We start from the raw sequence: 16,600 nt of genomic DNA, 5'->3' as shown, positions 1-16,600 counted from the left end.
CAACCGGGCGTCCCCCCCCTCCTCACGCAGGGTGGCAACGGTGTCGATGCTGCGGTGCGCGTGTTTCTCCACCGACAGCCGCCCGCAGTGCACCAGCAGCACCTGGTCCGGGCCGGCCCAGCGGCCCCGCAACTCCGAGGAGTGGTGCCGGGGATGGAACTGGTCGAGGTCGACGCCGAGGGGCACGGTCATCACATTGGCGGCATCGATACGTTCGAACTCTTCGCGGGCGAACGCGGTGGTGCACACCACGGCGTCGTAGTTCGTGGCCGTACGCCGGTTGGCGACGTCGGCGACCGCCCGGGCCAGCGGCTCGGGAAGAATCTGGCCGACCAGACGGTCGAGGCGTTCGTGGGAGATCATCACCGTCGAGACGCCGTGGCGCCGCCCCCACGGGCCCAGTGACCGCAGGGTCAGCCGGTCGGACACCTCCAGCGCATCTGGTTCCAGCTCTTCCAGAAGCGCGGTCACCGGTCTCGGCAGCACAGCGCGATAACCGCCGGTGAACGGGATCAACCTGGCGGGCAGGGAGATCCGGATGACCCCCGACGGCAGCCGGACCCATTCGGCGTAGCGGCCCGGGACGATCAGGTACACCGAGTGCCCGGCCGCGCAGTACTCGGCGCCCAGTCGGTCCACGGCGGTGCGCAGCCCGCCGGACCGGGGGCCGTAGAAATTGGCTACCTGGACCACCCGCATGGCTGCATAACAGCGCCTTCGCATGTGCGGAAGTGAACGGCCAGTCGGCGTGCCGTCGAACAGCTGGTGGCCTGTCGGTGCCCGCTAACCGACGTGAGCGGCCAGCCAGTCCAGGACACGGCGCCAGGCGTCGGCGGCGGCCGCCGGGTCGTAGCGGTCACCGGTGTCGTTGAAGAACGCATGATTGGCGCCGGGTTCGGTGACCAGCTCGTGGACCATCCCCGCGCGTTGCAGGGCGGCAGCTGCGGCGGGTTCGGTCGCGTTGACGCGTTGGTCGAGCTCTCCGTAGAAGGCCAGCACGGCAACGTCTTTGGAGCCGGAGAAGTCGGGATCCTCTGGTGTCGGCCCGTAGAAGGGGAAGGCGGCGGCCAGTTCGGGCGCGCCGCTGTCGAGCAGCCGCCACACCAGTCCCCCACCCATGCAGAATCCGATCGCCGCGACCCGCAGATCCGGCGTGCGCCGCTGCACTTCGGCGATTCCGGACTTCAGGTCGGCGACCATCGCGTCGGGTTCCCGGTTGCCCAGCGCCGCTGTCGCCTCGGCCGGATCGTCGAACGTCGACGTCCCGCCCTGCGCGGAGAGCAGGTCGACGGCCAGGCTCGAATAGCCGGCGCCGGCCAGACGCGCGGCCACCGAGCGGGTCCAGTCGTTGAGGCCTTTGTTCTCGTGTATGACGAGCATTCCCCCGCGTGGTCGGACCGCCTCGGCCCAGGCGCCTTGCAGTTCGCCTGACGGTCCCGCCCAGGTGACGGCCGCGGTCGACACGGCCGAATCCATGCCCGGCGGTGAGGTGTCAGCAGGCGCCGCCGACGTGGCGGTGGACGGGGCGCCTTGCTGATCGCTGCTGCTGCAGGCAGCGATCAGGGAGGTGGCAGCGGCGGCTCCGATGCCGAGCAGGCTCAGTCGGCGCAATGCTTCGCGCCGGGTGAGCAGGCCGTCGACGTGGTCGGTGGCGATTTCCTCGGCGATATAGCGCTGCAGCGGCGTCACCCCAGCCATTATGCCCGGGGGTGTGATGCAGTTCACAGGCTGATGGTAGACAAACGTCAAAATCTGTTCACTGATGTCGTTGACACCTGCCGACGTGGGCGGTTCGATGAGTGGTGTGAGTGATGTGACGTACGACACGGTCATCCGCAACGGGCGCTGGTTCGACGGCACGGGCGCCCCCTCGGCGGTGCGCACCATCGGCATCCGGGACGGCCACGTCGCCGCGATCGCCACCGGTGATCTGGACGAGACCGGCGCGCAGGTGATCGACGCCACCGACCAGTGGGTGCTGCCCGGCATGATCGACATCCACACTCACTACGACGTCGAAGTGCTCGGCGGCCCGGCGCTGTCGGAGTCCTTGCGCCACGGGGTCACCACCGTGCTGCTCGGCTCGTGTTCGCTGTCCACGGTGTACCTCGACGCCGCCGACGCCGGCGACATCTTCGGGCGCGTCGAGGCGATCCCGCGCGACTTCGTCATCGACGCCGTCGAGAAGCACAAGGACTGGACAAGCGGTGAGGAATACATCGCCGCGCTGGAGTCGCGCCCGCTCGGGCCCAACGTGGCGGCGTTCCTCGGACACTCCGACATGCGCGCCGCGACAATGGGACTGGACCGGGCCACCCGTAAGGACGAGCGCCCCACGCGAGCTGAGCAGGCGCGGATGGAACGTATGCTGGTCGAGGCGCTGCGCGCCGGCTTCGTCGGAATGTCCTCGCAGCAGCTGCTCTTCGACAAGCTCGACGGTGATGTGTGCCGATCGCGGACCCTGCCGTCGACGTATGCCAAACCGCGTGAGCTGCGCAGGCTGAAATCGCTGTTGCGCCGGTCCAACCGGGTGCTGCAGTCCGGGCCGGACATCCAGAACCCGCTGAATCTCCTGTCGCAGGCGGCGCAGTCGCTGGGGGTGGTGCGCAACCCGCTCAAGACCAGCCTGCTCTCGGCGGCCGACGTCAAGTCCAACCCCGTCGCGGTCAACGTCCTCGGTCCCCTGGCCCGGCTGATCAACAGCCTCGGCGGCAACTTCCGGTGGCAACACCTGCCGGTTCCGTTCGAGGTGTACGCCGACGGTATCGATCTGGTCGTGTTCGAGGAGTTCGGCGCGGGCGCGGCCGCCCTGCACCTGCGTGACGAGGTTGAGCGCAACGAGCTGCTGCGCGACGAGGGCTACCGCAGACGTTTTCGCAAGGACTACGACAGCCGGTTCGGGATGCGGGTGTGGCACCGCGACTTCTTCGACGCCGAGATCGTCGCCTGCCCCGACCGGTCCGTGGTCGGCAAGTCGTTCGGCGAGGTGGGGCGCCTGCGCGGCGGGCTGCACCCGGTGGACGCGTTCCTCGATCTGGTGCTCGAGCACGGTCGGTCGCTGCGGTGGCGCACCACCATCTCCAACCATCGGCCCGAGGTGCTCAAGAAGCTGGCCCGTGATCCCGGTATCCAGATGGGGTTCTCGGACGCCGGTGCGCATCTGCGCAACATGGCGTTCTACAACATGGGCCTGCGCCTGCTGCGTCACGTGCGGGACGCCGAACTCGCCGGCACGCCGTTCATGACCATCGAGCGGGCCGTGCACCGGCTCACCGGGGAGCTGGGCGACTGGTATCGCATCGATGCGGGCCACCTCCGCCTCGGCGACCGCGCCGACGTCGTCGTCCTCGATCCGCGCCGGCTCGACGCCGGCCTCGACCACTACGCCGAGGAACCGGTGGCCCAGTACGGCGGTCTGTCGCGCATGGTCAACCGCAATGACGACACCGTGAGTGCCGTGCTGGTGGGCGGGCGGCCGGTGTATCTCGACGGCGCGCTGACGCCGGTGGTCGGATCCGAGCGCACCGGCAGGTTCCTGCGTGCCGCGCACAAGGCGCCGGCACCGGCGACACGGCAAGAGACGGGGACAGCGACGAACGGGAAAGAGGCTCTGGCACATGTCGGTTGAGCAGATGGGCGAGGTGACTGACATCGAGACGACCGTCTCGTCGATGTGGGCGGCGCTGTCGGCGCGCGACTGGGACGGTGTGAAGCGCCAGCTTGCTCCGCACTGCATTTATCTCGACATGCCGGTCGGTCCTGCAGCAGCCGCGCGAGGTCCGGACGACATCGTCAAGCGCCTCAAGATCGGGCTCGAGCCGCTGGCGTCGTACGCGAACTTCCCCGGCCTGATGGTCAGCAACGGGGTGGATCTGATGTACGAGCATCACGAGGAATGGCACTGGGCCACCGGCGAATCAGCGGTTCTGCAGTTCGTCACGGTGCACCGGGTCGAGGACCGTCTGATCACGCTGTGGAAGGACTACTGGGACATGGGGGCGCTGGCCAACCATGCGCCGGCCAGTTGGCTGGCCGATTTCGCGAACGCCGACATGTCCTGGGTGTTCGACGCGACCGGACTGGTGTGAGGAGCAACCGATGCTGGACCTGAAGATCACCGGCGGCACCGTCGTCGACGGCACCGGCGCCGAGCGTTACCGGGCCGACATCGGCGTCAAGGACGGCCACATCGTCGAGGTGCGCCGCCGCAACGGCAATGACGGGGCGTCCGACGGCCTGCAGGCCGACGCAGCGCACGAGATCGACGCGACGGGGCGCATCGTCGCCCCCGGTTTCGTCGACGTCCACACCCACTACGACGGTCAGGTCAGCTGGGACGACACGCTGGAACCTTCCAGCCTGCACGGCGTCACGACGGTGGTCAGCGGCAACTGCGGGGTGGGATTCGCCCCGGTGCGGCCCGGGAGGGAGCAGTGGCTGATCGAACTGATGGAGGGTGTGGAGGACATACCCGGCTCAGCGCTGGCCGAAGGCATCACCTGGAAGTGGGAGAGCTTCCCCGAATATCTCGATGCCGTCGAGAAGCGCTCGCTGGCAGTGGATTACGGCACCCAGATCGCCCACGGAGCAGTGCGCGGCTATGCCATGGGCGAACGCGGCGCCCGCAACGAGGAGGCCACGCCCGACGACATCGCCGCCATGGCGCGCATCGTGCAGGAAGCAGTGGAGGCGGGCGCGCTGGGCTTCTCCACGTCGCGCACCGAGGCCCATCGTGCGATCGACGGTGAACCCGTGCCCGGAACCTATGCCGCCGAAGCGGAATTGTTCGGTCTCGGTCGGGCGATGGCGGCCGGTGGCCGCGCGGTGTTCGAGGTGTCACCCCAGGGCACCGCGGGTGAAAGCCCCGCGGAGGCCACGATGCGCGAGATGGACTGGATGACCCAGCTCGGCGCGGAGATCGAACGACCGGTGACGTTCACGATGATCCAGACCGGCGGAGCCCCGGATCTGTGGCGCCGACAGCTCGAACGCGCGGGCAAGGCGCTGGAGAACGGTGTCGAGTTGTACGCCCAGTTCGCCGCCCGCCCGTTCGGGATGTTGTTCGGCTTTCCCGGTTATCACGCCTTCACCCACCGCCCCACCTACCGCCGGCTCAAGGCAGAGCTCGGCCACGAGGAACTCGCCGCGCGGCTGGCCGACCCGGGTGTGCGCGAGACGATCCTGGCCGAGGCGGATCTGCCGCCACAGCCGGTGCCGCTGTTCGACGGTCTCTACGCGCTGATCCAACACAGCGCCGACCGGATCTTCGCGATCGGCGACCCGCCCGACTACGAACCGACGCCGGATCAGACGGTGGCCGCGATCGCGCAGGCGCGTGGTCAGGATCCGCTTGCCGCGATGTATGACCTGATGCTCGAGTCGGACGGCACCGCGATGCTGATGCTGCCGTTCTTCAACTACGCCGACGGCAACCACGACGCCATCCACGAGATGATGACCCATCCCGCCGCGGTGTCCGGGCTGTCCGACGGCGGGGCGCACTGCGGCTTGATCTGCGACGCGTCCTACCCGACCTTCCTGTTGACGCACTGGGCCCGCGACCGCCACCGCGGACCACGGTTCTCGCTGGAATACGTGGTGCGCAAGCAGACCCTGGACACAGCAACGCTCTACGGGCTCTCCGACCGTGGTGTGCTGGCGGTGGGCAAGAAGGCCGACATCAATGTCATCGACATGCAGGCGCTGCAGTTGGACGTGCCGCGCATGGCCTACGACCTGCCCGCGGGCGGGCGGCGACTGGTCCAGGGCGCCCGCGGTTACGACGCGACCGTGGTGAGCGGGGTGATCACCCGGCGTCACGGTGTGGACACCGGGGCGCGGCCGGGCCGGCTGCTCCGCGGGGTGCGTTAACTCAATTCGTAGACACGCCGGGCGTTTTCGTGGGCGATCAGGTCGACCACGCGGCGCGCGTCGGTGACGCTCCACTCCCCTGCGTCGATGAAGCGCTGCAACGCGAGTGTCATGCCGCTACGCCACAGCCGGGCGCCGAGATAGTGCAGTTCGGCCGGCCCGTAGCCGTCCGAGGAGTAGAGGATCTTGCGGAACGGGGCCATCTCGAGCAGCCGCTCGATGAACGCCGGCGATCGGGCGCCCAGGTAGTTGATCGCCAGACCCCCGTCGAGGTAGACGTTGTTGAACGCCTGCGCCAGGTAGCCGGCTTCGCGCTCGTAGGGGTAACAGTGCAGCAGCATCACCGGGGTCGGACCGCTTCCCCGCAGGAAGTCCAGCAGATGAATCGGATTGGCCGCGTGCAGGTCCGCGTCGCGATCGCCGAAGCCGACATGCAGCTGCAGCGGCTTCCCGAGCCGCAATGCGCGGTGTAGTCCGAACCGCAGCAGCACCCGGTCCGTGAGGCGAACACCTCCGGCGTCACGCCAGCGTGCGGCCGCCTCGGCGACCTCCCGGGGCGCGGGGTCGGACAGATCGCCGACGAATCCGCCCCGGTAGGCCAGCACCGACTTGGTGCCCACCGCGGTGCGGGACCGGTCGGCGAGGATCTCGTCGAACGCCGCCGCGTAATCCCCCGCTCGTGCCGCGGCCTCCTCGGCGATCGATTCCAGGCGGACCACTTCGTGGACCCCGCCGACCGCCAATCCGGACAGCTCGCCGAGCGACGCCACGCCGGGGGTGCCGGTGTCGACGAGCCAGTCGCAGACACCGGCGGCCGAGAGGAAATGGTAGGCGAGCTCGGCCTCGGGCACTGAGGTGCGCCGATCCCAGTAGTGGTCGGCCTCGGCGTGGCGAACCAGGCCGAGCGCCGTGGCGCAGTGCGCCCGGACCGCGAAACCCAGCTGTGTGTCGAAGCCCGAGTCGAAATCAGCCAGCGGTTCGGTGTTCGCCTCGTTGAGCGCGTTCTCGAACGTGGTGCGGTCCCGCGGCTGAAGCCAGCATCCGTGGACGTGGTGGTCGATCAGATGCACTGCGCCGAGGTGCTCGTGCAGCGCCGACATTCACACGCTCCAGGCCAGCCGGAACTTGTCGGCCAGTTCCTCGGTGCTCAGGTCGGCGAAATTGTCGCGTTCGTATCGGCGTACCGCGACGACGGCGTCGACCACCGAGTCACCCAGGATGCCTCGGATCATGGCGGAGCCGTTCAACGCGTCGAGGATCTCGGACTGGTCGGTGCTCAGCAGCCGCAAGTCCGCCTCGGCCCGTTCGGAATCGGACAACGAGGCCGGGTCGACCGCGATCTCGCCCGGGGCGGTGAGGCCCTGCTCGATGCCGTTGAGCGCCAGCCCCAGGATCGCCGCGGACGCGAGGTAGGGGTTCGCGGAGGGATCGACGACCTTGACCTCGACGTTGGCGCCGTAGGGGTTGGCCGAACCGCCGGGCAGGAAACGCACGGCGGCTTCACGGTTCTCGGTGCCCCAGCACAGCGTGGCACCTGACCAACTGCCGGGCTGCATGCGCAGCCCGGACAGGATCGAGCCGCACAACACGCCCTGGGCCTCGGCAAGCCCGGCGAGCACACCGGCGATCGCCGACGACCCCTCCTCGGTCAAGCCGCCAGGGAGCCCGCCCCCGGAGAACACCGGTGTGTCGCCGCGCTTCAGCGAAAAATGCTGGTGTGCACCAGAACCCACGCTGCCGGCGAACGGGACGGGAGAAAGGCTCGCGCGCATGCCGTACGACCTGGCCACTCGGCCGATGATGATGCGCATCAGCGTCAGCTGGTCGGCGGCGGCCACCGGCGCCAACGGGGCCAACGAGATCTCGAACTGGTTGGCTCCGTACTCGGGGTGGAACTGCTCGATCGCCACCCCTGAACTCGTCGCCGCGGCCGTCACGTCTCGGACGAATCCCTCGTATTCGAGCACGCCCGCCAGCCCGTACTGTGCCCACAGGTGCTGGGGCAGGCGCGCACCGTCAGGGCCGACCAGCACGAACTCGATCTCGTGGCCCACCGCTGCGCTGTATCCGGCGTCGTCGAGGCGTTTCGTGACGGCGGCCAGCGCGCCCCGGGTGCAGTACGGATCGGGCACACCGTTCTGGTCGAAGAACGAGCCTGGCGCCCAGGCGAATCCGTTGCCCAGGATGCGCAGCGCCCCCAGATCGATGCGGATGCGCTGGTCACCGACCACGCCGGTGGACTCGCTGAACACGATGCCCGCCTGGTCGATCGCGAAGACATGCCAGACCGGACTGGCGCCCAGACCCGGATCGGCGAACGAGCTCATTCGGCGCAACGGCACGGTCTTGGCGTGGATGAGGCCCGCCGGATTGACGACGGTCCCGATGAGGGTCGCCACTCCATCGGACTCGAGTTGTGCGATAGCCGCGGCGGCGAGCGGTTTGGCTGCCATGTCAGCCATTCATACCAGTAGCCGGGTGCGCGGGTCGGCCGAACTCTACAGCGTGATCTTGCAGGCCTGCCCGATGTCGAGGGTGCGCAACACCCGACCCATGCCCACCCACATCGCGCAGGAGATCGCCAGGTCGGTGATCAGCGCGTCGTCGAAATGTTCGGCGGCACGCCGCCAGAAGTCGTCATCATCCCGAAGGCCGGTGTGATCGGTGGCGAAGCGGTGTGCGAACTCCATCGCGATGCGCTCGGCGTCGCTGTACCCGGGCCACGTCCGCCACTCAGTCGCATGCTCGTAGAGATCTTCGTCAACACCGGCAGCGTCACCGGCGCCGTCGCGGGTGTTCTGGCACACCACGCACTCGTTGGCGTGGGCGATCACGATGCGGGCCGCTTCCCGCACCCGCAGCGGCAGCCTGCCTTTGGTGTAGACGGCGTGGCTGAAGTTCGCCATCGCGGCACCGAGGTCGGGAGACGTGACCGCGAAGCCTGTCACGTCGTCGTCGGGGAAGTCTCCGATTCGGCTCATGGCCGCATCGTACGCCGCCTCACCGCGCGGGCGTGGCGGTCTCGGGCACCGCACCCCGGTCATCCCACTCGCGCTGCACCAGCAATCGCGCCGCGATCCTCTCCAGCGCCGCCTCGACCTCGGAATGGTCGGGGCGTCCCTCGAAAAGTGGCGACGACGCGAGCTTCTCGACGATTCGGCCCACCAGCGCGCCGGTTGCCGCGGCGACCTGACCGGCTCCGGCCTGGGTGAGCCACATGCGGTCGCCGGTGCGCAACGCGTAGCCGGAGTCGACCAGGCGCGTGAACGTCGGTTCGAGTACTTCGGCGGGCACTTTGAGCCGGTCGGCGATCGCCGACAGGGTGGCCGAACCGAAAACCTGACTGTGCCGGTAGATCTGGATAAGGCCCCAGAGCAGGGCGAGGTCGGACACACAGCCGTGCCGGCCGGCGATGCTGCGCAGTCGGATGTCGGGTGAATGGCGCACCAGTCGGCCCACCGCGGTCTCCAGAATCTCCTCCGGGGTCTCCATCTGAGGCATGCCGAAGCCCTCCCCGAGGTCGACACCCGCGGCCGGGTCGAGGTCGCGCAGGGGCACCTCCTTGAGGGTCAGTGCGACCAGGAATCCGATCACGGCCACCGGCGCTGCGCACAGGAACACCAGGCCGAGCGAGTCGGCGTAGGCGTCGACGATCGGCGCGGCGACGTCGCCGGGCAGACGTTGGAGGGCCTGTGGGGACTGTGCCGCCTCGGCGGGGGCGCCACTGACGGCCAGCGCGGTGGCGATGCGGCTTTCGAGGAAGTTGGCGAACAGCGACCCGAAGATGGCCGCACCGAACGAACTTCCGATGGTGCGGAAGAACGTCACGCCCGACGTCGCGACGCCGAGGTCGGCGAAGTTGGCGGTGCTCTGCACGATCAGCACCAGTACCTGCATGCACAGCCCGATCCCGGCTCCGAGCACGAACAGGTAGACGCTCTGCTGGAGCACCGGGGTGCCGGCGTCCATCTGCGACAGCAGCACGAATCCCACCGCCATGACCGCGGTGCCGACGACGGGGAACACCTTGTAGCGGCCGGTGCGGCTGACCAACATGCCGCTGCCCATGGAGGTCAGCAACAACCCGCCCACCATCGGCAACGTGCGCAGGCCGGACTCGGTGGCCGAGACGCCGTCGACGAACTGCATGAACGTCGGCAGGAAGGTCAGCGCGCCCAGCATCGCGAAACCGACGATGAAGGCGAGCACGCAGCACACGGTGAACACGGGGCTGGCGAACAACCGGATGGGCAGGACGGGTTCGTCGGCGCGCAACTCGACCCAGACGAACAACGCCAGCATCACCGCCGAGCCGACGAACAGACCGATGATCATCGGCGACGACCACGCGTAGGTGCTGCCGCCCCAACTGGTTGCCAGCGTCAGCCCGGACGCGCCGAGACCGATGGTCGCGATGCCGGCGTAGTCGATGGCCGGCCGGGTCCGCTGGCCCAGCGCCGGGATCGCCACGGTGGCCACGGCGAGCACGACCAGGGCGACGGGGATGTTGATCCAGAACGCCCAGCGCCAGCTGAGGTGATCGGTGAAGTACCCGCCCAGGAGGGGGCCGATCACCGTCGTCACGCCGAACACCGCGCCCAGCGCGCCCTGATACCTGCCTCGATCGCGCAGCGGGATCACCTCGCCGATCAGCGCCATCGCCGTCACCATGATCGCGCCGCCACCGATGCCCTGCAGCGCCCGGGAGGCGACCAGCATCGTCATCGAGGACGAGATGCCGCACAGCACCGAGCCGCCCAGGAAGAACAGCACCGCGACGGTGAAGACGGCCTTGCGTCCGAACAGGTCCCCCAGCTTGCCGACGACGGCCGTGACGATGGTCGACGCGAGCAGGTAGCTGGTCACCACCCAGGCCTGGTGTCCGGCGCCGCCGAGATCGGCCACCACCGTGGGCAGTGCGGTGGCCACGATGGTCTGATCCAGTGCCGCCAGCAGCATGCCGAGCAGCACAGCGACGAAGATCAGATTGCGCCGCTGCGCGCCGACCTGGGCGGGTTCGGCGTGTTCGGGCTGATCGGCGCTGGTCGCGGGGCTGCCTGTCATACCTGCCTTTCCGGGCGCGAAGAACTCTCCACCTACATCGTTAGATGTCCTATGGAAGTTACCGCGCCAGGCGGGGATAGCCGCCGGGGCCCGCGGCAAACCGCTACTGCGGCGGGCGGGACACGCACTGGGCCATGTAGAGCTCCTCGCCCATCTTGCCCATCAGCTCGAGCTGCGTTTCGAGGTAGTCGATGTGCAGTTCCTCGTCGGCGAGGATCTTTTCGAACAGGTTCGCCGAGGTGGCGTCGCCCTTTTCGCGGCACATCAGGATGCCTGGCTTGAGCCGCCCGACGACCTCGTACTCGATCGCCAGATCGGCCTCGAACTGCTCGCGCAACGTCTGCCCGACGCGCAGCGAGAACAGTCGCTGATAGTTGGGCAGACCGTCGAGAATGAGGATTCGGTCCGTGATCTCCTCGGCGTGAACCATTTCCTCGAACGATTCTTTGCGCGTGTGCGCAGCCAATTCCGTGAAACCCCAGTTGTCCTGCATCTTGGAATGGAGGAAGTACTGGTTGATCGCCGTCAGTTCGCTCGTCAATTGCTCGTTGAGCAATTTCAGAACCTCGGGATCGCCTTGCATGGCTGCTCCTAAACACGTTGTCGATGTCGGCGTGCGCTATCTGCACGGTGGTGCGCGAGCGTCTCCAATCTAGTGCACGCGCGGCATCCGGCGCGCACCATTACCGCTGTGTGAGGCATGTTTTCGGGTCGGTGACCGTGATATCGGCCAAGACCTCCTGTGCAACACGGCAGGAGTCTGGACTGCCTAGGCTAAGTAAGGTTAGACTCGGCTAACTGCTGAGGGCGGCGAAGAAAGGTAAGGGTCACCAATGGACGAGTATGATCTGCACTCGTTCATTCTCGCCTGCGACTTTCGCGTCGACGACCTCGAGTTCATGTGGGAATGGTTGGAAAAACACCGGAATGGTCTTTCCACTATCGGGGCGCATCACGTCGTGGTCTACGAATCCATTTGGGAACCGCGGCGGGTTCTGGTCACCATCGGAATTCGGCAGGCCCGCTCGATCCGGGAAGTGCTGCGCTCGCCGGCGATTTTCGAATGGTTCGATATTTCCGGTGCTGATGACATTCCCCCGATTTTCGGCGGCGAGGTCGTCGAGAAGATCGACCTGTACGGGACCGGATCCGAGCGTCATGTCGGTCGCGTCGTCGTGGGCGTGATGTCGTCGGTTGACGACGTGTCGGAACTGATGGTCAAGATCCACGACGGTCTCGAGCGCTTCAAGCGAGGCGGCGTGCGCAAGATCTGGGTGTACCGGGCACTCGATGACGGCCAGGAAGTCCTGATCCTGCAGGAGATCGACAACGAGCTCAGCGCGCGTCAGTGGATCGAACACCCCGACGCGGCTGCCGAGTGGATGAGCAACGCCGGCATGGGCGCCTATCCGACGCGGTTCGTCGGCCGGTTCGCCCATCTGATGAGCGTCGGCGGGCAGGAGTAGCCGTGTTCGTCTGCCTGTGCACCGGAACCACGAGTCACGCGGTGAGCGAAGTGGTGGCCAATGGCGCACGCACCTCGAAGGAGATCGCCGAGGCCTGCGGCGCCGGCGGTGACTGTGGCCGTTGCCGCCGTACGTTGCGGTCGATCATCGAAGCCCATTTCGCCGACTGCGCGCCCAACCGGGTCAGTCGCTAGGACTTGCCCCTGCCGGTGAAGTCCGCCAGGGCCGCCGCGTTGGCCGCACCCCCGAGGAGCATTTCGAACTGCGCGTTCTCCCGTGCGGTAGCGGCCTCGATGCCGTCCCGGAACGGCTCGGTGAGCGTGCGCTTCACCGCGACAAGACTGGGAATCGATTGTGCAGCAATGATTTCGGCATGATTTCTGGCCTCGGTTAGCAGCTCGTCGGGCTCACAGACCTTCCACGCGATGCCCATGCGCAGCGCCTCGGAGGCGTCCACCCACTGCGACGACAGCAGCATCCACGCCGCGTTCTGGCGGCCGATCAACTGCGGCAGCAGATACGACGAAGCCGCCTCCGGCGCGACCCCCAGGCTGGTGAACGGGCACTTCAGCCGTGCTGTGGAGGACATGAACACCAGGTCGGCGTACCCGAGAACGGTGGTGCCGATTCCCACCCCGACCCCGTTGACCGCGCACACCAGCGGCTTGGTCAGGTCGGTCAGCGCACTGATCATCGTCGTGAAGTGGCTGCCCTGGTCGCTCATCTGCGGGTCGGTGATCCGCGCCTGCATCTCTTTGAGATCGTTGCCCGCGCTGAACGCTCGACCCGCGCCGGTCAGCAGGACCACTGCGACGTCGGGATCTGCGTCGGCCTCCCGCAGCGCGGTGGCGGTGGCGAGGTAGAGCTCCTCGTTGAACGCGTTGAGGGCCTCGGGCCGGTCCAGCACCAGAGTGCGGACCCGGTTGTCGTCGCTGATCTGCAGAGTCACCGCTGCAGCGTATCGGCTGGCGCGAACGGATCGCGCAGCACGTATCGACTTGTCGGGACGGTGTCGATGTCGCGGTTGGCCCCGAATGCAGAGGTGCTGGCCACCATTCGCGCCATGCGGTCGCTGAGCTCGGCGTCGTCGGCCGCGCCGAAGAAGGCGTGCAGGTCGGTCGTCGCGGCAAGGGGGAACAGCTCTTCGACGATGGCGGCGAGGACCGGCGCGTCGTCGGTCAGCGCGCGGACCACCGTGTTCTGGACGTAGCCGAAAGTGGCCTGGGTGTCGATGGCGACCTGGGTGTGGTCGTGCTGCCAGCGATGAAGCCACGTCGCCTGGTCCAGATCGGACGGTCGGCGCAGCATCGCGACGTTCGCCAGGCCGGGGGTGCGTTCTCCTGGTGCGGTGTGGGGCGGTGGCAGCGGGACCGATTCGGTGACCAGGTAGGCAGACACCTGTTGGCACAGATCGGCCAGCAGCTCGGTGGCGGTGCGGATCTGCTCGCCGTAGCACTGCTGGGTCCAGAGGCTGACGAAGGCGACGACGGGCGGGTCGAGTGTGGTGAGGGTCATGAGGGAATCGGTGACCGCGTCGTCGCGGACATTGACGGCCACCCCGGCCAACCCGGAGTCGAGAAGTGTCTGCGCCGCGTCGGTGCGCAACGTGGTGCACCAGGCCTCGTCGCCCGGGGTGCCCCGTAGCGTGATGATGACTTTCTCCACGTGCCGAACATAGCCCGGGACAGAATGGACTGATGATCAAGGGTCTTGCGCTGCGACCGGGGGTGCCGGACACCGCCGCGGTCCTGCGCAGCCTGCTCGGCGTGATCGCCGTAGGGGTGGTCGCCGCGCAGTGGGGACCGCCGGGGGCGTCGACCGCGGCAGCCGCGGCGGGGGCGGTGACAGGCGCAGTGGCGTTGCAGGAAAGCCCCCGCGCACGTGTCCAGCTGGCGGTGGGCGCGTCGACGGTGCTGGGGGGCGCCGCGCTCATCGGTGCCGCCACGTCCGGCTACTCCCCCGTCTTCGTGCTCGCCGCAGCACTCTGGTGCCTGGCCGCGGCGATGCCGTGGGCGCTCAGTGCCAACGCGGGGCTGATCGGCGCGGCCTCGGCGGCGATTCTGGTTGTCGCGCCGCCGATCACGCCGACCCTGTCATCGGCGTTGGCGACTGCGGGGCTGGCCTTCGCCGGCGGACTGATCCAGGCGGCGTTGATTGCCGTCTGGCCGCAACGGCGCTGGCGCGTCCAGCGCGATGCCCTCGCCAAGGCCTATCGTTCGCTGGCCGCCGATGCCCGGCGGATCGCCGAGGGAACCGGTGACGGCGCCTCCGCTGTCGATCCCGAGCCGTTGATCGCGTTGCGTGCCGCGTTCACCGCGGCCGACGTTCAGGCCAAGCGCCACACCGCGGACTACCGCAGCTGGTATGGCCTGCCCGAGCGGATCGCCGCGACGCTGGCCGAGTTGGACGGCGTGGCGGCAGACGTGCGGCCCCGGGAAGTCCTGGACGCGGCGGCGGACACGCTCGCCGCAGTCGCCGAAACCCGCCGCAGCGCCCGCGCCGACGCCGAGGCGGCGATCTCCCGGCTCGATGCGGCAGTGGATTCCGAATCGCCTGTGGTGCACCGGCTGACCCGGCTGGTGCATGAAGCGGTCGCCATCCGGCTCGGGGAGTTTCTGCCCTCCTCCCCGGAGGCCGTGCGGCTCAGACGGCCGGAGGTGCGAACCTCGGTGCGCTCGGCCCTCGCGCTGATGCGCGGCCACCTCCACCGCCGATCGCCGGTCTTCCGTCACGCGGTGCGCCTCAGCGTGGCGGTCGCGGTGGGCTGTGCGATCCAGCGGTACACCGGGATCGCCCACGGTTACTGGATACCGCTGACGGTGCTGATGGTCCTGCGTCCGGAGACCGCGCACACCTACACCCGCTGCGCCGGGCGGATCGCCGGAACCCTGGCCGGCATCGCGGTGGCATCGGTGGTCCTGGTCCTGCTCACCCCCGGCGTCGTGGTGACGGCGGTGCTGGCCATCGTCTTCGTCGGGGCGGCCTACGCCGCGGCCGGTCTCGGCTATCTGGCGTCGTCGGCCGCCCTGACGGCGGCGGTGGTGTTCCTGATCGGACTCGAGCAGGTCGGGCCCGCAGCCACCACCGACGACCGGTTGTTGGGCGCCCTGATCGGCGGGGGCCTCGCCGTGCTGGCCCACGTGCTGTTCCCCGACGATGCGCTCACCAGGCTCGCGCAGCGGGCGGGCGAGCTGCTCAAGACCGAGGTGGACTACGCCGCGGTGGTGATCAAGGCCTATGTCCACGAGATCGACAGCCCGGCCGATGCGTTGTCCGCCGCATGGCAACGCGCGTTCCGGGCCCGCGCGGCGTTCGAGGCCGCCGCCGGCACCACCCGAATGGATTCTCGTGACCTGCGCCGGTGGATGGGCGCCTATCGGACGGCGCTCAACGCCGTGACGGCGTCCTGCACAACCCTGGAAGCTTCGCTGCCCGATCGGCCCGCGGCGGCATGGAACGGCGAATTCGTGTTGGCGGTGGACGAATACGTGGAGGCGCTCTGCGGCGACCCTCCAACAGCGGCGTCTCCCTGGACGGTGGACGTCACCGATCTGGAAGCCGCGGACAAGCGCCTGCGCGACGTCGTGCCCCGCCGCGGAGCCCACGAAGGTGCGGCTCGGGTGCTGGCCGCCGAAGTGGGCGCGATCACACGCAGCGTGGCCGGAATCGCCGTCACGCGCGGGCCCATCGCGGTTCGATGAACACCCCCTCTGCTTCCACCGTGATGCCGTCGGCGTCGGCGATGTGGCCGGTGGCGTAGGTTTTGAACCCGTCTGTGTGGGTGATCCGCGCCTCGGCGTGCAGTCGCCCGAGCGGGGTCAGTCGGCGGTAGCGGACCGTGATGGTTCCGGTCAGTCGATGTACGCCGGGGGTGCTCACCGCGTCGCCGAGCACGTGGTCGAGCAGCATCGCCGATACACCGCCGTGGACGTGTCCCGGCGGGCCCTCGAACGCCGCACCGAGGTAGAAGTCGCTGGTGACGTATCGGTCCGTGCTCGCGGGCCCGTCAGAGACCTTGCGGATCACCAACGGCGGTGCGGACGGGTTGCGGACCCCGATGACGGCGTTGCCCCACGGCATCGGGTCTCCGTCGGTGACGTACCGGACGCCGAAAGCCCCGTCGAGCTGACTGCTGCGCAGAGACGCTGTGGCGGCGTCGATCTGCGCGGTCGCGGCCGTGACGGCCTCGGCGTCGGCCT

General features: G+C 68.4%; 16 protein-coding genes. 6 read left to right on the top strand and 10 right to left on the bottom strand.

Annotation, left to right across the window (positions count from 1 at the left end; genetic code table 11):
• Both J3476_RS24375 and J3476_RS24370 read right to left on the bottom strand, forming a co-directional pair.
• A partial coding sequence (locus J3476_RS24375) for a glycosyltransferase (RefSeq protein ID WP_207068887.1) occupies window positions 1–699 on the bottom strand: 699 nt, incomplete at its 3' end.
• Between the two features lie 84 nt (window positions 700–783).
• Window positions 784–1,689 (bottom strand): dienelactone hydrolase family protein, encoded by a 906-nt coding sequence (locus tag J3476_RS24370; protein WP_207068886.1) that lies wholly within the window; start codon window positions 1,687–1,689, stop codon window positions 784–786.
• Between the two features lie 124 nt (window positions 1,690–1,813).
• Here J3476_RS24370 and J3476_RS24365 point away from each other — a divergent pair, with 124 nt between their 5' ends.
• Genes J3476_RS24365 through J3476_RS24355 form a run of 3 tightly spaced genes read left to right on the top strand, consistent with a single transcriptional unit; the run spans window position 1,814 to window position 5,871 of the window.
• Window positions 1,814–3,628: an amidohydrolase family protein gene (locus J3476_RS24365; protein WP_207068888.1), complete on the top strand. Its 1,815-nt coding sequence runs from the start codon at window positions 1,814–1,816 to the stop codon at window positions 3,626–3,628.
• Entirely contained in the window at window positions 3,618–4,088 is a 471-nt protein-coding gene (locus J3476_RS24360; protein WP_207068885.1) for a nuclear transport factor 2 family protein, read from the top strand. Before J3476_RS24365 ends, J3476_RS24360 begins: the two co-directional genes overlap by 11 nt.
• Before the next feature lie 10 nt (window positions 4,089–4,098).
• Window positions 4,099–5,871: an amidohydrolase family protein gene (locus J3476_RS24355; protein WP_207068884.1), complete on the top strand. Its 1,773-nt coding sequence runs from the start codon at window positions 4,099–4,101 to the stop codon at window positions 5,869–5,871.
• On the opposite strand, the gene J3476_RS24350 is transcribed toward J3476_RS24355, so the two are convergent.
• The 5 genes from J3476_RS24350 to bfr all read right to left on the bottom strand — a co-directional run bounded on the left by J3476_RS24350 (window position 5,868) and on the right by bfr (window position 11,518).
• The gene (locus J3476_RS24350; RefSeq protein WP_207068883.1) at window positions 5,868–6,971 is read right to left on the bottom strand and encodes an amidohydrolase family protein; all 1,104 of its coding nucleotides are present in this window, start codon (window positions 6,969–6,971) and stop codon (window positions 5,868–5,870) included. The two genes, J3476_RS24355 and J3476_RS24350, sit on opposite strands and share 4 nt — an antisense overlap.
• A complete protein-coding gene (locus J3476_RS24345; protein WP_207068882.1) occupies window positions 6,972–8,333 on the bottom strand; it encodes a glutamine synthetase family protein in 1,362 nt (453 codons plus the stop codon).
• 36 nt (window positions 8,334–8,369) lie between these two features.
• Entirely contained in the window at window positions 8,370–8,852 is a 483-nt protein-coding gene (locus tag J3476_RS24340) for a carboxymuconolactone decarboxylase family protein (RefSeq protein WP_207068881.1), read from the bottom strand.
• A 19-nt stretch (window positions 8,853–8,871) separates the two neighbouring features.
• On the bottom strand, window positions 8,872–10,935 hold the full coding sequence (locus J3476_RS24335) for an MDR family MFS transporter (RefSeq protein ID WP_207068880.1): 2,064 nt from the start codon (window positions 10,933–10,935) through the stop codon (window positions 8,872–8,874).
• A 103-nt stretch (window positions 10,936–11,038) separates the two neighbouring features.
• A complete protein-coding gene (gene bfr / locus J3476_RS24330) occupies window positions 11,039–11,518 on the bottom strand; it encodes a bacterioferritin (RefSeq protein ID WP_163675767.1) in 480 nt (159 codons plus the stop codon).
• Window positions 11,519–11,768: 250 nt separating this feature from the next.
• Here bfr and J3476_RS24325 point away from each other — a divergent pair, with 250 nt between their 5' ends.
• The gene (locus J3476_RS24325; RefSeq protein ID WP_207068879.1) at window positions 11,769–12,401 is read left to right on the top strand and encodes a fatty-acid--CoA ligase; all 633 of its coding nucleotides are present in this window, start codon (window positions 11,769–11,771) and stop codon (window positions 12,399–12,401) included.
• Window positions 12,402–12,403: 2 nt separating this feature from the next.
• Window positions 12,404–12,595 (top strand): bacterioferritin-associated ferredoxin, encoded by a 192-nt coding sequence (locus J3476_RS24320; protein WP_152517368.1) that lies wholly within the window; start codon window positions 12,404–12,406, stop codon window positions 12,593–12,595.
• On the opposite strand, the gene J3476_RS24315 is transcribed toward J3476_RS24320, so the two are convergent.
• Window positions 12,592–13,350 (bottom strand): enoyl-CoA hydratase/isomerase family protein, encoded by a 759-nt coding sequence (locus J3476_RS24315; protein WP_207068878.1) that lies wholly within the window; start codon window positions 13,348–13,350, stop codon window positions 12,592–12,594. The two genes, J3476_RS24320 and J3476_RS24315, sit on opposite strands and share 4 nt — an antisense overlap.
• Window positions 13,347–14,066: an EthD domain-containing protein gene (locus J3476_RS24310; protein ID WP_207068877.1), complete on the bottom strand. Its 720-nt coding sequence runs from the start codon at window positions 14,064–14,066 to the stop codon at window positions 13,347–13,349. The genes J3476_RS24315 and J3476_RS24310 overlap by 4 nt, the downstream gene beginning before the upstream one ends.
• A 32-nt stretch (window positions 14,067–14,098) precedes the next feature.
• Between J3476_RS24310 and J3476_RS24305 the strand changes: the two genes are divergently transcribed.
• A complete protein-coding gene (locus J3476_RS24305; RefSeq protein ID WP_207068876.1) occupies window positions 14,099–16,102 on the top strand; it encodes an FUSC family protein in 2,004 nt (667 codons plus the stop codon).
• Here the strand turns inward: J3476_RS24305 and J3476_RS24300 are convergent.
• Window positions 16,074–16,600 (bottom strand): PaaI family thioesterase (locus tag J3476_RS24300; protein ID WP_207068875.1); only part of this gene is annotated, 527 nt, incomplete at its 5' end. The two genes, J3476_RS24305 and J3476_RS24300, sit on opposite strands and share 29 nt — an antisense overlap.

This window comes from Mycobacterium sp. PO1 (assembly GCF_017312405.1).
Classification (GTDB): domain Bacteria; phylum Actinomycetota; class Actinomycetes; order Mycobacteriales; family Mycobacteriaceae; genus Mycobacterium.
The sequence above is the reverse complement of the archived record's forward strand: the minus strand, read 5'-3'. Positions and strand labels throughout refer to the sequence as shown.

Excerpts from the sequence above, each read along its gene's own strand:
- J3476_RS24305 (WP_207068876.1), top strand. The coding sequence starts at position 14,099 with ATGATCAAGGGTCTTGCGCTGCGACCGGGGGTGCCGGACACCGCCGCG.
- J3476_RS24350 (WP_207068883.1), bottom strand. The coding sequence starts at position 6,971 with ATGTCGGCGCTGCACGAGCACCTCGGCGCAGTGCATCTGATCGACCAC.
- J3476_RS24345 (WP_207068882.1), bottom strand. The coding sequence starts at position 8,333 with ATGGCTGACATGGCAGCCAAACCGCTCGCCGCCGCGGCTATCGCACAA.
- bfr (WP_163675767.1), bottom strand. The coding sequence starts at position 11,518 with ATGCAAGGCGATCCCGAGGTTCTGAAATTGCTCAACGAGCAATTGACG.
- J3476_RS24360 (WP_207068885.1), top strand. The coding sequence starts at position 3,618 with ATGTCGGTTGAGCAGATGGGCGAGGTGACTGACATCGAGACGACCGTC.
- J3476_RS24335 (WP_207068880.1), bottom strand. The coding sequence starts at position 10,935 with ATGACAGGCAGCCCCGCGACCAGCGCCGATCAGCCCGAACACGCCGAA.
- J3476_RS24340 (WP_207068881.1), bottom strand. The coding sequence starts at position 8,852 with ATGAGCCGAATCGGAGACTTCCCCGACGACGACGTGACAGGCTTCGCG.
- J3476_RS24325 (WP_207068879.1), top strand. The coding sequence starts at position 11,769 with ATGGACGAGTATGATCTGCACTCGTTCATTCTCGCCTGCGACTTTCGC.
- J3476_RS24355 (WP_207068884.1), top strand. The coding sequence starts at position 4,099 with ATGCTGGACCTGAAGATCACCGGCGGCACCGTCGTCGACGGCACCGGC.